Source organism: Anaerolineales bacterium, from assembly GCA_016928575.1.
Taxonomy (GTDB): domain Bacteria; phylum Chloroflexota; class Anaerolineae; order Anaerolineales; family RBG-16-64-43; genus JAFGKK01.
Window position 1 is genome coordinate 1 of the sequence record JAFGKK010000132.1, and the last position, 13,447, is coordinate 13,447.

The following is a 13,447-nucleotide window of genomic DNA, read 5'->3' on the forward strand; positions in this document are numbered from 1 at the left end:
CTCCGGAATGGGTGGCCGGATAACTCCGGAATCACCGGCCGGATAACTCCGAAACGGGCGGCCGGATTAGGCCGGAAAATGCACCGGACCCACTTTCGTCCCAATTTCTTGCATTTGTGCCCCCGACGAGGTTCGAACTCGTGTTTTGGCCTTGAGAGGGCCACGTCCTGGGCCGCTAGACGACGGGGGCTTATTCGACTCGCATTTTAACATCCCGGTTCGGCTCGGTCAACTCGCACTTTTCTAATTATCGGGAAAACAAACGGATTCCTGGGTCCGAGCGTCCGAAATCCGATTGACGACACCCGAGACCGGTCGATTCTTCCGGAGGAAGGTTTTTCGAGTGGTTCCTGCTTCTTCCATTATGATAATTACAGCCGCTCTTCCGAACACCGTATCGCCGTAAGAAAAAAATCCTGCAAGAAAACATTCGACCGGAGCGCACCGGTTTTCCCTCCCCTCGAAGGGCAACGGATTCCAAGAAGCGGGCAACCTTGGACTGAAAAAGTTCCGCGTTTGACCTTCCCCGAACCTTGCGGGTATAATCCGCTGGCGAGTTACCGGGCACACCACGGTCGCATCCTTTCTCTGCGGGATCGGAATTCAGCATGGCCCTCCAGGGCAATCTGCGCGATTTCAGCGTCACCAAACTGCTGAACCTGATACACATCGCCAAGAAAAGCGGAACCCTAACCATCCAGGGACCGGCCGAATTGGCCAGCTTGGCGTTTTTGGAAGGAAAGCTGATCTACGGCCAGCGCGGCGACGAGGGCGGCAGGCTGATTTCCATTCTGCGCTACAACCATCTGCTGACCGAAGAACAGGCCACCACGCTTCAAAGCCGTCCGGAATCGGCCAACGACAAAGAACTCGGCTTGCTGCTGATCCACGCCAATTACCTGACCCAGCAGGCGATCCTGCAATCGCTTCACAAATACCTCAACGACTTGGTCTTCCGGCTTTTCACCTGGAACGAGGGAATCTTCCAGTTTTACCTTGGGATTCTGCCCCCCGACGACCGCATCACCGTGCGCATTGATCTGGAAAACCTGATCATGGAGGGCGCGCGCCGGATGCGGGAATACGAACAGCTGCAAGAGGAGATTCCCAACCTGGATCTTGCGCTGAAGTTCACCGACCGGCCCGACGCACGCCTGCGCAACATCAACCTGAGCGTCGAAGAATGGCGGGTGGTCTCCTACATCTCGCCCAAGAACACCATGCGCCAGATCGCACGGGCCAACCGCCTGAGTGAGATCGAATTGCGGCGGATCGTGTACGGCTTAATGCAGGCCGGAGTGGTCGAAATTCTTCAGCCGGAAGGTGCGCCGCCGCCGCCCTCGCTGGCGAAGATCCAGCCCATCCCCAAGACGCCCGAGCAGGCCGGCCTGATCAAACGCCTGGCCGATCGTATCCGCTCGTTATAAGGAGCGCTTTCCAACATGCAGACCGTAAAAATGGTGGTCACCGGGCCGTTCAACTCAGGAAAAACCGCGTTCATCCGTTCGATCAGCGAAATCGAGGTGGTTTCGACGGAACGGAAGATCTCCTTGGAAGTGGAGAAGGTGAAGGAGACGACGACGGTGGCCATGGATTTCGGCCGGATTACGGTCGACGACGATCTGGTCCTCTACCTGTTCGGCACTCCCGGCCAGAAGCGGTTCGATTTCATGTGGGAAATCCTTTCCGAAGGCATGCTCGGATTCGTCGTCATCGTCGACAGCTCCCGCCCGGAAACGTTCCGCGAGGCGCGCTTCATCCTCGACACCTTCCGCGCCTACGCGCCCACCCCCTACGTGGTGGCCGCCAACAAACAGGACGTCCCCGAAGCTTGGCCGGTGGACGACCTCCGCATCGCCTTAAAACTGGACCCGGCCGTGAAGTGCCTGCCCTGCGTCGCCAACGACAAAGAGAAAGTAAAAGCCATCCTCCTGGAGCTGCTCGGAAGCATCCTTCAGGAAATCGAAACCGGCGATAAATCCTGATCCGTTGAAGAACACATCCGCACCCCGCAGGGAAGCCCGTCCCCAACCCTTGGACATTTCCGCCTCGTGGCCTGTTCCGCCGCAGGCGCTTCCGGAAATCTACCCCGCTCAAATCGGCGGTTTGATGATCGCCGCCTTCGAGGAAGTCGTTGGACGGCAGAAGCTCGCGCCGCTCCTTGCCGCAGCGGGCATAGACATCCCGGAAAACGGCGTGCCGGATCTGCCCTTCGGGACTCCGGCGGCCATCTTCCAGGCGCTGGAGGAGGCCTACGGGGAACAGCCCGCGCGCGGGATTTGCCTGCGCACCGGACGGGTGATGTTCCGGCGCGGTTTGCGGATCTTCTCCGGAATCCTGGGGTTGTCGCACCGCAATTTCCGCCTCCTGCCGCCCTCCCAGAAGATCTTCCGCGGATTGGAGCTGATCGCCTGGTTGTTGAACCACTACAGCGACCAACGGGTTCGGGTGGAGAAAAAACCCCGCGAGTACCTGCTGATCAACGACCGGTGCCCGCACTGTTGGAGACTCTCCCGTTCCTCGCCCTGCTGCCAACTGCCGGTCGGCGCCCTTCAGGAAGGGCTTGCTTGGGCCTGCAGCGGACGGCCGCACACGGTGGAAGAAATCGCCTGCCGCGCAACGGGCGATCCCACCTGCACCTATCGGATCAAACCCAAATCCTAAGGCCGTCCCATCCGCGGCCGCAGTCCGCCTCCGTCGCAAATCTCCGCCGCAGATTGTGAAGCCGCTGCAATGGCCATCGGCCACCCGTCTGCGGAAAGGTTTTTTTCGCCGGCGGATCCCGGAATGCCGCGAAGAATTCGGCGGACGCCGCGCCGATCTTTTCTCCCCCATCGCGGCCCCCCGCTCCCCGCAAGCGGAATCGGCCGCAGGGGCGGCCGCGGGCATGACAACCCTCCCATCCCTCCCCGCAAGAAACCCGCATTCCCCCGCCTTCCAGATGCAGTAAAATCAATGCGCCGAGGGGTTGCGTCCAGGAGGCCCTATGGAAAGCGGCAGGATACTGGTTGTGGAAGATGATCCGGACGTCGGCGCCATGCTGCGGACGTATTTCGAATCGCAGGGCTTCGAGGTTGCCGTCGCGGCCCGCGGAGAAGAAGCCTTATCCCTCACCCGCCATTCCCTCCCGCAACTGATCGTCCTCGACATCATCCTGCCCGACATGGACGGATACGAAATCTGCCGGCGGCTGCGCGCTTCCTCCCGCACCGGGCACATCCCGATCCTGTTCTTGACCCAGCGCGACGAGCGCCGGGACCGGATCGCCGGCTTGGAGTTGGGAGCCGACGACTATATCACCAAACCGTTCGACATCGAAGAACTCCGTTTGCGGGTGCAGAACGCCATCGCCCGCGCGGAGCGGGAAAACCTCACCGACCCGCGGACGGGATTGCCCGCCAGCCGCCAGATCGAAGCCCGCCTGAAGGAAATCCTCCCCCGAAAAGACTGGTCGATGCTGACCTTCCGCCTGCTAAATTTCGATTCCTACCGGGCCGCCTACGGCGATTCCTCCGGCGACGAGTTCCTCCGCTTCGCGGCGGAACTGATCCTGCAGACGGTCGATGAGTGCGGGGCTGTCGACGACTTCATCGGATATTCCGGGGGCGACAGCTTTGTGGTGATTACCGAGGAAAAGCGCGCGGCCGGATTGGAAACCCAGCTTAAGAGCCGGTTCACCCGCGCCATTCCCAATAAATATTCCTACCTCGATCAGCAAAGAGGCTACGTCGCGGTCCCCGGTCCCGGCGCCACGGAGAAGCGCGCGCCGCTCATCCGCCTCACGGTGGGTGTCATCCGCGCCTCTCAACATAATTTCACCGACGTCCGCCAGATCACGGAACTCTCGGCCCTCGCCGGCCGAGCGGATCCGTAATCCGCGCCGGACGCCCTCCCCGACATGGCCCTGTCCGGACAGCTCCTCTTTCTTGGCCTGTGCTTTCTCCTGTTGGGAGGCGGGTGTTGGTTGGGTGCGGCCCTGTTTCGCCGGCGGCCGTCGTCGCTGCGCAAGTCCACCGCAGGCGAGGCAAGCGCCGCGGAAGCCCGGATGGTCGTGTCGCCGGACGGCAAAATCCTGCGCGCCGACGGCCTGGCCAAGCGTTGGTTTTCCCTCTCCGGAACCGTCCCTTCGCTGCAAAGCCTGGCTCCTCCACAATCGCCCGAGACGGATTTCCTGCGGTTGGCCGCCATGGAAAGCCGGTCGGTCGTCCGCATCCGCGGGCGCCTGTACAACGTCCGCTCCCATCGGATCGGCGCAAACGGAAAGTCCGCGATGGAAATCCACTTCCGCCCTCTGCCGGAGCCCTGGCAACTCTTAACCGCGCCGGCCCATAACCCGGTTCCCGGCCTCCTTCCCGCGGCATTTTCCTCGTTGGATTTCCCAAAAACCGCTCGCACGCTTCTGTCCAATCTGCTTCCTATATCCGGAGCGGATTGGTGCATGATCGCTATCTGGGATCCAATTCGACAGATGCTGATCCCCAAATCCTCGCTTTCCGGAGCATCTTTGGACCCCTCGCTCAACCTTCCCCGGGCGGGAATGCGTCTGGGAGAGGGATCCTCCGGCTTGCTTGCCCGGGAGCGGCGACCGCTGCGGATTTCGGATTTGCCGAAGCAGCTCGGACCGGCGGCCGCGCCCTCTGCGGAAAACGGACAGTTTCACTCCTTCCTCGGTTTCCCCTTGGAGGTTTCCGGCGAACTGCTGGGCACGATCGAATTCTACGCGGTCCGTCCTTCGGCGTTTTCGGAGGATACCCTCGCCCGTATTGCTCCGGCCGCGGAGATGGCCGCTCTTTCACTCCAAAACGCGCTGGTCCATGAAAACGACGTGCGCCGCGAAGCCGAGGCGAGCGCCCTAGCGCAAATCGCACAGACCGCCAACCTGCTGACCGAACCGGATGCCTTCTTCGCCGAACTGCTTCGGGCGGCGTCGCCCTTGGTGGACGCGCCGTTCTTCGGCTTTCTGATATACGACGAAGCCCGGCAGGCATTGGTGCCGCGCCGGCCGTTCTATGGAATTCCGGACCACCTGTTGCCGATGATGCACATTGCGATTCCCACCGGCAGTCCGGCGCGGATCCGCTGGCAGACGACGGACGCGTTGGCCGCATCCGGCGTCGACGCCCTCGCCTTGCTGACGGAACTGGGCCTGCTGCCACTCGCACAGGCCCTCGGACTCGTGAGTACGGCAATCCTGCCTTTGGGACCGCCGGGGGACGCCGCCGGGTGGCTGTGGGCCGCCGCCAAGGCTCCGGAGGCGATCGACGAGGAATCCCTGCGCCGCTGGACCCCGTTGGCGGCCCAAGCCGGGCGCCTGATCCGCAGCCTGCTTGTTCTGGAAAAGTACCGGCGCGCGTCGGAACGCTCCGATTTCATCCGCCGATTGTCGGCCCTGACGGCCTCGCCGCCGCCCTTGGACGAATACCTCCGCCAGGCCATAAACGAACTCGCCTGGATGCTCTCCGCCGACACGGCGGTCCTCTTCCTCCTCGACGAATCCCGAGATGAAATCCAGCTGCACCCGGCCTCGGCCTTCGGCCTCCGCGAGGAGGACAAGCGTCGCTTCGCCTCCTTTTCCACCGCCGACCCCCTCAGCCGGCATGCAGTGACTTTCACCGGGAAACCCGCGGTCATTCGGCCGGCCGGAGATTCCGGCGGTCCGCCGCCTTATTACCGTCCGTGGGTGGAGAACTGCCAGATCGAGCATTGGATCGTGTCGCCGTTGTTCGTCCGCGGGCGCGGGATCGGGGAGATCCTGGTCGGCCGGAAAGAAGGCGCGTTCGATTCCGAAGAGCAGGAGTTCCTCTCCGCGGCGGCGGGCCAACTGGCGGGAACCGTCGAACGGGAACAACTCTTTTCCGCCACCGACACGTCCCTCCGCCGCCGGGTGGATCAGCTCACCTCGCTCACCCGGGTTTCGCGTGAATTGAACACGACGATCGACCTGCCGTATCTGCTGCAATTGATCTTCGACGAAGCCGTGCGCGTCACCGGCGCGGATTGCGGACGGATAGCGTTGCTCGACCCGAAACGGTCGGGCTATCCGTTGCGGCCGCTGTTCCTGCTGGGCGAAGCGCTCGCCGGCAATGCCCTCTCCCCCCTGGAAACGGAGGTGCTGGAAAGCGGCAAGCCGCATCTGATCCGCGATCTCCCCTCCGAACCGGTGAAGGCCGATCATCCCGGAATCCTGTCCGCGATCCTCGTGCCGGTGATCCACGAACAGCACGCGGTCGGGCTGATCGACCTGCACTCGCGCCAACCCGGCTGGTTCGACCGCGCGTCGATGGAGATCGTCCAAGCCTTCGGGATTCAGATCGCCATCGCCGTCGGCAACGCCCAGCGCCACGAAGAGCAAGTCCAGACCGACGACGCCCTGCGGCGCCGCGCCCGACTGCTCTCGACCATCCACCACACGGGAAAGATCTCGCTTTCGCACTCCCCGCTGCCCCAGCGGCTGGAAACCATCACGCAAAGCATCCACGACGCCCTCGGACTCACTCCGGTCGTGATCGGGTCGCTCCGCAAGGACGCGCTGGAGTGGCACGCCCGTTCCGGGCTGAGCGATTCAGCCTGGCAGGCGGTCCAGGCGATCCGCCTTTCCCGGGAAACGATCCTGCGTTGGGTTTCAGCCCGGGGCGACGCCGAAGGACCGATCCCCCTGGGGATCCCGGCGGATGACGCGGAAGCGCGGCGCTTCAGGTCCGAAATCGCCAAGGAGATGGAAGCGCAGGAGATCCTGCTGCTTCCGCTGCGCACCTCCGGAAACGAGTTGGTCGGTTTGCTGGCGGCGTCCCCGCCGGTCGGCGCGAAGCCGGGAACCGATCATTCCTTTCTCGAGATCTTCGCCTCGCAGGCGACGGTCGCCATCCAGACCGACATCTTGCAGCAGGCTTTGGGCGAAAAATTGCGCCCCGGAAAGTCGGCCGGTCAGGCGGCCGCCTTTGGACCGCCGCAAGCGGGGCCGGCCTCCGCCGAGTCCCTCGACCTGCAAGCCCGGCTGAACCGCCTCCTGGCTCTGGTCGAGGTCACGGAATTCCTCTCGACCCAGGCCGAACCGCAATCGCTGTTCCGGACGTTCGCCGAGAGCATTTTGGAATCCTATGCATTCGACATCGTGCTGATCGCCGAGGAACGCCCCGGCGGACCGCGCCTGCGGCTTTCGGCCGGGAAGGTTCCGGCCGATACTCCGGTGGAGATGCTGCTTGGACAGCACAATCCGATTTTAAGCATGTTCCAGCGGGGCCAGCCGATTCTCGCGCTTTCCCTCGACGACGCCCCGGCCTGGCAGAACTCCGCGTTGCTCACGGCGCTCAAGGCTCGGTCGTTCCTGTGCTTCCCAATCCGCGCCCGGTCCAAGACGGAGGCCGTGGCTTTGATCGTTTCGCAGGAGGCCGCCACGCCGTTTCGCGCCGGAGACGAAGACCTGTTCCTGCTGCTCGGGGAGCAGGTCGCCATCTACCTCGAGAACGCCCGGCTGCTTGAAGAGACTCAGCGACGGCTGCACGAAGGGAACGTACTGCTCGAATTCAGCCGGCAGGTGTCCGGCCTCGATGTGCCCCTGATCCTGCAATCGTTGGTCGACGAGACCCGCAACGCGGTTCCGGAAGCGGAAGGGGCAATGGTCGCGCTGTGGGACAGAGCCCAATCGAAACTCGCCGTCCAAGCCGTATCCGGATACGCCAACGCCGGCTTCCTGCACCGCATCGCCTGCGCGGAAGGCGAAGGCTTGCCGGGGCAGACGTTTTCGGCCGGAAAGCCGATCCATTGGGCGCACGTCGACATGGCCTCGGATTTCAACCTGACCGCGGAAAACCTGGAAGCCTACCGGAACGGGACGATGGGGCTGATTCCGGCCTCGGCCCTGGGGGTGCCGCTGCAGGCCGCCGGACGGGTTTTGGGGATCCTCCTGCTCGAGAATTTTACGACGGCCGAAGCCTTCTCCCACAGCAAAGAAGAGGTGGCCTTGTCGCTCGCCAACCAAAGCGCGCTGGCCCTCGAAAAAGCCAGGCTGTTCCAGGAAATGACGGACCGCACGCGCGAGTTGGACGAGCGCGCATCGCACCTGGCGCTGCTAAACCGGCTGACCAACGCGGCGATCACCACCAGCAGCGAGCGCACCCTGCTGCAAACCGCCTGCCGCGAGCTGGCGGCGGCGTTCGACGTCCCCCAATCCGCCGCCGTGCTGATCGAACCGGCGCGGGCCGAAGCCGCGGTCGTCGCCGAACACATCTACCCCGGCCGCCCCTCGGCGATGAGTTTAAGCGTCCCCCTGCGCGGGTCGCCGCTGATCGAAACGATCCTGCAGACCCGTTCCCCGATGCACGTGGAAAACGCACCCGCCGATCCGCGGACGGGGGCTTTGCGCGCCTGGCTGAAGGAGCGCCAGGTGAACTCGCTCCTGATTCTGCCGCTGTTGCTTTCGGGCGACGCGGCCGGACTGATCCTGATCGAAAGCCCGGAACCCCACGTCTTTTCTTTTGCCGATCTTTCCCTGGCGCAAACGGTTTCGGCCCAGCTCGGCCAGGCGCTTGAGAACGTCCGCCTGCACCAGGCCTCGCACGCCCTGACAACCGACCTTGAACACCGCGTGGTCGAGCGCACCACGGCGCTGGAGCGTGAGCATCAGCGGGCGGAAACCCTTCTGCGCATCAGCACCGAATTGGTGGTCAGCCTGGATCTGGATCAGGTGCTCACCCGCGCGCTCCAGCTGGTTAACGAGGCCATCGGCGCGGACCAGGCGGCGATCGTCCTGCTCGATCCGCAGACCCAACAGCTGGTCTACCGGGCGTCATTGGAAAAGGATTCCCCCCTGCCCAGGGGCGGACGGTCCCTGCCCTTCCACGCCGGCGAAGGCCTGGCCGGATGGGTCATCCAGCAACGCCAGCCGGTCATCCTGCCGGATCTGGAAAAGGATCCGCGCTGGATCCACCTGTACCCGGACGAGCCGATGCGCTACCACAGCGCCTTGGCCGTGCCCTTGATGGTGGGCGCGGACGCCCTGGGGGTCCTGCTCCTGCTCAGCCAGGATCCCTCGGTGTTCAATCCAGAACAACTGCAATTGGCGTCGGCCGCGGCCAACCAGGTGGCGGCGGCGATCAACAACGCCGAACTGTACCGCCTGATTCGCGACCAAGCCGACCGGCTGGGGGGATTGGTCCGCAGCCAGCAGGTCGAGAGCCGCAAATCGCGCGCCATGCTGGAAGCCATCGCCGACGGCGTGATGGTGACCGACGAGGAGCAGAAGATCGTCCTGTTCAACGATGCGGCCGTGCGATTGCTCAACCTGCCGCGGGAACAGGTGATCGGCCGGCCGGCGGGCGAGTTCATCGGCCTGTTCGGCAAGGCCGGCCTTGTGTGGCAGGAACGCCTGCACCTTTGGCGGAGCGAGCCGGCGGAGATCGGCGGCGGCGATTTCCTCGCCGAACGAATTACCCTCGACAGCGGACGGGTGCTTTCGGTCCACTTGGCTCCGGTGGGAAACGTCGACGAATTCATCGGGACGGTGGCCGTCTTCCGCGACATCACCCAGGAAGTGGAGATCGACCGGCTGAAATCCGAATTCGTCGCCACCGTATCCCACGAACTGCGCACGCCCATGACCGCCATCCGCGGATACACGGAAATGCTGATGATGGGCGCCGCGGGGCGCCTGAACGACGAGCAGCGCCGGTTCCTGAAAATCGTGAAGGACAACTCGGACCGGTTGGAGCTGCTGGTCAGCGACCTGCTCGACATTTCCCGCCTGGAATCCGGACAAATCCGCCTGAACCTGGACGTGGTGGAAATCCCGGCCCTCCTGGAAGAGGCTGCCGAACTCCTGCGGCGCAAAAGCGCCCAGGAAGGGAAGCCGATGGAGATCGTCCTCGACCTGGAGCCGGACCTGCCCGCGATCCAGGCCGACCGCAGCCGGGCGTCGGAGATCTTCCACAATCTGGCGGAAAACGCCTTTCTCTACACCCCGGCCGGCGGCAAAATCACCCTGCGCGCCGCCTCCCGCCCCGGCGGCGTGCGGATCGACATTTCGGACAACGGAATCGGGATCGCCCCTTCCGAACACGAACGGATCTTCGAGCGCTTCTACCGCGGCGAAAACCCTTCCGTGATGGCGGTTCCCGGCACCGGCTTGGGCCTGCCGATCACCCGCCGGCTGGTGGAGATGCACGGCGGCTCATTGACGGTGGAAAGCGACGGGACTCCTGGAAAAGGAACCACGTTCCGTGTTATGCTTCCCCGGGACGCGGTACAATCCTGACAAGGACGGGACTCATGGCCAAGATACTGATCGCCGAAGACGAACGGGATATCCGCGACTTGATCGTCTTTACCTTGACCTATGGGAAACACCAAGTGGTCGCGGTGGGCAACGGGGAGGAAGTCTTGGAAAGCACGCGCCGCGAGCAGCCGGATCTGATCCTGCTGGATGTGCGCATGCCGCGGATGACGGGATACGAAGCCTGCCGGCGGTTAAAGGCGGATCCGACCCTGCGCCACATTCCGGTGATTTTCCTTTCGGCCAAGGGCCAGGAAGCCGAAGTGCAAACCGGGCTGGAGGCCGGCGCCGCGGAATACATCCTTAAGCCGTTCTCGCCGGATCAGTTGAACAAGCGCATCACGGAAATCTTGGATAAGGGGGAGGAATCTTAGTCCCTCTGCCCTGAGCGGAAAATGTCGGTTGGGGCGAAAGACTGTTCACCGCAGGGCCGCCGAGGACGCGGAGATTTTCCTCTGATCTTTCTGCGTTCTCCGCGGCTCTGCGGCTTTTTTTAGAAGATTACGCCTCGAGGTAATAGGTCATGTGCTGCAGGTGGGCCGCCGGGTCGATGTTCTGGACCTGGATCCCCTTCGGCACGCCGAGGGTGATCGGCGCGTAATTGAGGATGGCCTTCACGTCCGCCTTGACCAGCAGGTTCGTCACCCTCTGCGCGGCGGTGGCCGGAACCGCCAACATGGCGATGCGGATCCCGGCCTCCCGGACCCTATCCACCATGGTTTCCATGTCCTCCACGGTGTGCCCCGCCAAGTTTTTTCCGATCTTGCCCGGGTCGTTGTCGAATACGATGCGGATTTCGAAACCGCGGTCGTGAAACCCGTGGTAATGCGCGATGGCCCGGCCGAGGTCGCCGACTCCCACCAGCACCACCCCCCACGCGCGGTCTACCTTTAGAATCCGGCGCAACTGCCCGATGAGAAAGGGGATGTTGTAGCCCAAGCCCTGCTTGCCGAACTCGCCGAAGTAGGAAAGGTCTTTGCGGATTTGTGCGGAGGTTAGGCCCAGCCGTTTGCCCAATTCCAGGGAGGAAGTGATCTCCATACCCTCGGCGGCCAGCACGCGAAGGGTGCGCAGGTAGAACGGCAATCGGCCGACGACGATGTCTGGAATGGCCTTGACAGAAGCTGCTTTGTGGGGCATCTCTTGCTCCATCATCATACCGCGCCGGAAAAAGCGGCAAATGATGATACACTACGATTGAGAAATGTATCACAAATGAGGCGTTCAGGCAAACAAGATGTTTTTGGATGAAGCGAAAATCCGCGTCAGCGCCGGACGGGGGGGAAACGGCCTGATGCATTTTCACCGTGAAAAATACGTCACCCGCGGCGGCCCCGACGGAGGCGACGGCGGGCGCGGCGGCAGCGTTTACCTGCAAGTCGACCGGCGGCTGAACACCCTATACCGCTTCCGAAGCCAGCGCGTCTTCCGCGCCGAAGACGGCGCCAAGGGCGGGACCGGGAACAAGACCGGAAAATCGGGCGCCGACGCCGTCATCCCCGTGCCGGCCGGAACGCTGGTGCGCGATCTGCCCGCGGGAAAGCTGCTCGGCGACCTGACCGATGACGGGCAACGGATCCGAGTGGCGCGCGGCGGACGGGGCGGCCGCGGCAATCCGCATTTCGCCTCGGCCAGCCGTCAGGCTCCCCGTGTCGCCGAAAAGGGCGAACCGGGCGAGGAAAAGGAACTGCTCCTCGAACTGCGGCTGATCGCCGATATCGGTTTGGTGGGCGCGCCCAACGCCGGGAAATCCACCTTCCTGGCGGCGGTCACAGCCGCCCAACCGAAGATCGCCCCCTACCCGTTTACCACCATCGAGCCCAACCTCGGCGTCGCCCTGCTGGACGAATACCAAACCGTCGTGCTGGCCGACATCCCGGGGCTGATCGAGGGCGCTCACGCCGGCGCCGGACTTGGGTCCGCATTCCTTCGGCACATCCAGCGCACCCGCGTCCTGATCCACCTGCTGGACGGCGCCGGCGCCGATCCGCTGGCGGATTTCTCGCAAATCAACACCGAGTTGGCGCTGTTCGATCCGGATTTGGCGCGCAAACCGCAGGTGGTCGCGGTGAACAAAATGGATCTGCCTGATGCGAAGCAGCGCTGGGACTCCCTGCGCAGGGAACTGTCCGGCCGGGGGGTTGAACCGCTGGCCGTTTCGGCGCTCGCCCGCCAGGGAACCCGGGAGGCGCTTTACCGTGCAGCGCAGCTGCTGCGGGAAGCCCCGCTTCCGCCGGCCGCGGATCGGGAACTCCCGGTCTACCGTTCCGGGGAGGATCCTTCGGCCTTCCGGATCCTGCGCGAGGCCGACGGCGCATGGCGCGTAGAGGGCAAACGGATCGAACGCGCCGCGGAAATGACCTACTGGGAGCTCGATGAAGCCGTGGCCCGGTTTCAGCGCATCCTGGAGCTGATCGGGATCTACCGCGCCCTGCAGGAAGCCGGGATCCGGCAGGGGGATACGGTCCGCATCGGAAGGCACGAGTTGGAATGGAAAGATTAGGCATACTCGGCGGCACCTTCGATCCGCCCCACAACGCCCACCGGGCGCTGGCCGCCGAAGGCTTGCGCCAGCTTGGATTGGCGCGCGTGCTGTGGGTGTTGACCCCCGATCCGCCGCACAAGGACGACCGGATCACGCCCTACCCCGTCCGGCGGGAAATGGTGCTGGCGGCGATTGCCGGCAATCCGTCCTTTGAGCTTTGCGAGGTGGAAGCCGAACGGCAGGGGCCACACTACATGGTGGACACCCTGAAGATCCTCCATCGGCGGATTTCGGGGGCCGACTTCACCCTGCTGCTGGGGGGCGATTCCCTGCGGGACATGCTGCGCTGGCACCGCCCGAAGCAATTGATCCGCCTGTGCACCTTGGCGGTGCTGCGGCGGCCGGGCGCTCACACCAACATGGCCCGGCTGGAGAAATTCGTGCCCGGAATCGCCCGCAAGACAGTGTTCATCCACGCCCCGCCGATGGACATCTCCTCCACCTGGATCCGCCACCGGATCAGGGAAGGCAAAGCCATCCCCGGCCAGGTCCCCGAGGCTGTCGAGGCGATCATCCAGCGGAACGGGCTGTATCGATAAGCAATCCAATTTGTATCTGCTCAGCCTCAGTAATACTGAAATGAAATCCTGCTCTTTTCCATCCTCACCCCTATCCCCTGGCCCCTTCCCCCTCTC

Annotated in this window: 9 protein-coding genes and 1 tRNA gene; 8 read left to right on the forward strand and 2 right to left on the reverse strand. The window is 63.7% G+C overall.

The features are described from left to right. Nucleotides 1-117 precede the first annotated feature (117 nt). Nucleotides 118-190: transfer RNA gene (locus JW929_16025), tRNA-Glu, on the reverse strand. A 418-nt stretch (nucleotides 191-608) separates the two neighbouring features. Here JW929_16025 and JW929_16030 point away from each other — a divergent pair. From JW929_16030 to JW929_16055, 6 genes are all read left to right on the forward strand, one after another. Further along, entirely contained in the window at nucleotides 609-1,427 is an 819-nt protein-coding gene (locus tag JW929_16030; GenBank protein MBN1440916.1) for a DUF4388 domain-containing protein, read from the forward strand. A gap of 15 nt (nucleotides 1,428-1,442) precedes the next feature. Beyond that, complete coding sequence (locus JW929_16035) at nucleotides 1,443-1,985, forward strand: ATP/GTP-binding protein (GenBank protein MBN1440917.1); 543 nt, start codon at nucleotides 1,443-1,445, stop codon at nucleotides 1,983-1,985. A 49-nt stretch (nucleotides 1,986-2,034) separates the two neighbouring features. After that, nucleotides 2,035-2,664: a 4-vinyl reductase gene (locus tag JW929_16040; GenBank protein ID MBN1440918.1), complete on the forward strand. Its 630-nt coding sequence runs from the start codon at nucleotides 2,035-2,037 to the stop codon at nucleotides 2,662-2,664. A 322-nt stretch (nucleotides 2,665-2,986) separates the two neighbouring features. Then, the gene (locus tag JW929_16045) at nucleotides 2,987-3,874 is read left to right on the forward strand and encodes a response regulator (GenBank protein MBN1440919.1); all 888 of its coding nucleotides are present in this window, start codon (nucleotides 2,987-2,989) and stop codon (nucleotides 3,872-3,874) included. Nucleotides 3,875-3,898: 24 nt separating this feature from the next. After that, nucleotides 3,899-10,249, forward strand: a complete 6,351-nt coding sequence (locus JW929_16050; GenBank protein MBN1440920.1) for a GAF domain-containing protein — start codon at nucleotides 3,899-3,901, stop codon at nucleotides 10,247-10,249. Between the two features lie 14 nt (nucleotides 10,250-10,263). Further along, nucleotides 10,264-10,641, forward strand: coding sequence for a response regulator (locus tag JW929_16055; GenBank protein ID MBN1440921.1), 378 nt, complete (start codon nucleotides 10,264-10,266; stop codon nucleotides 10,639-10,641). A 127-nt stretch (nucleotides 10,642-10,768) separates the two neighbouring features. Here the strand turns inward: JW929_16055 and JW929_16060 are convergent, their stop codons facing one another. Further along, complete coding sequence (locus JW929_16060; GenBank protein MBN1440922.1) at nucleotides 10,769-11,407, reverse strand: redox-sensing transcriptional repressor Rex; 639 nt, start codon at nucleotides 11,405-11,407, stop codon at nucleotides 10,769-10,771. Nucleotides 11,408-11,504: 97 nt separating this feature from the next. Here JW929_16060 and obgE point away from each other — a divergent pair, with 97 nt between their 5' ends. After that, nucleotides 11,505-12,770, forward strand: a complete 1,266-nt coding sequence (gene obgE / locus JW929_16065) for a GTPase ObgE (GenBank protein MBN1440923.1) — start codon at nucleotides 11,505-11,507, stop codon at nucleotides 12,768-12,770. After that, a complete protein-coding gene (gene nadD / locus JW929_16070) occupies nucleotides 12,758-13,351 on the forward strand; it encodes a nicotinate (nicotinamide) nucleotide adenylyltransferase (GenBank protein ID MBN1440924.1) in 594 nt (197 codons plus the stop codon). Before obgE ends, nadD begins: the two co-directional genes overlap by 13 nt. The last annotated feature ends 96 nt before the right edge of the window (nucleotides 13,352-13,447 follow it).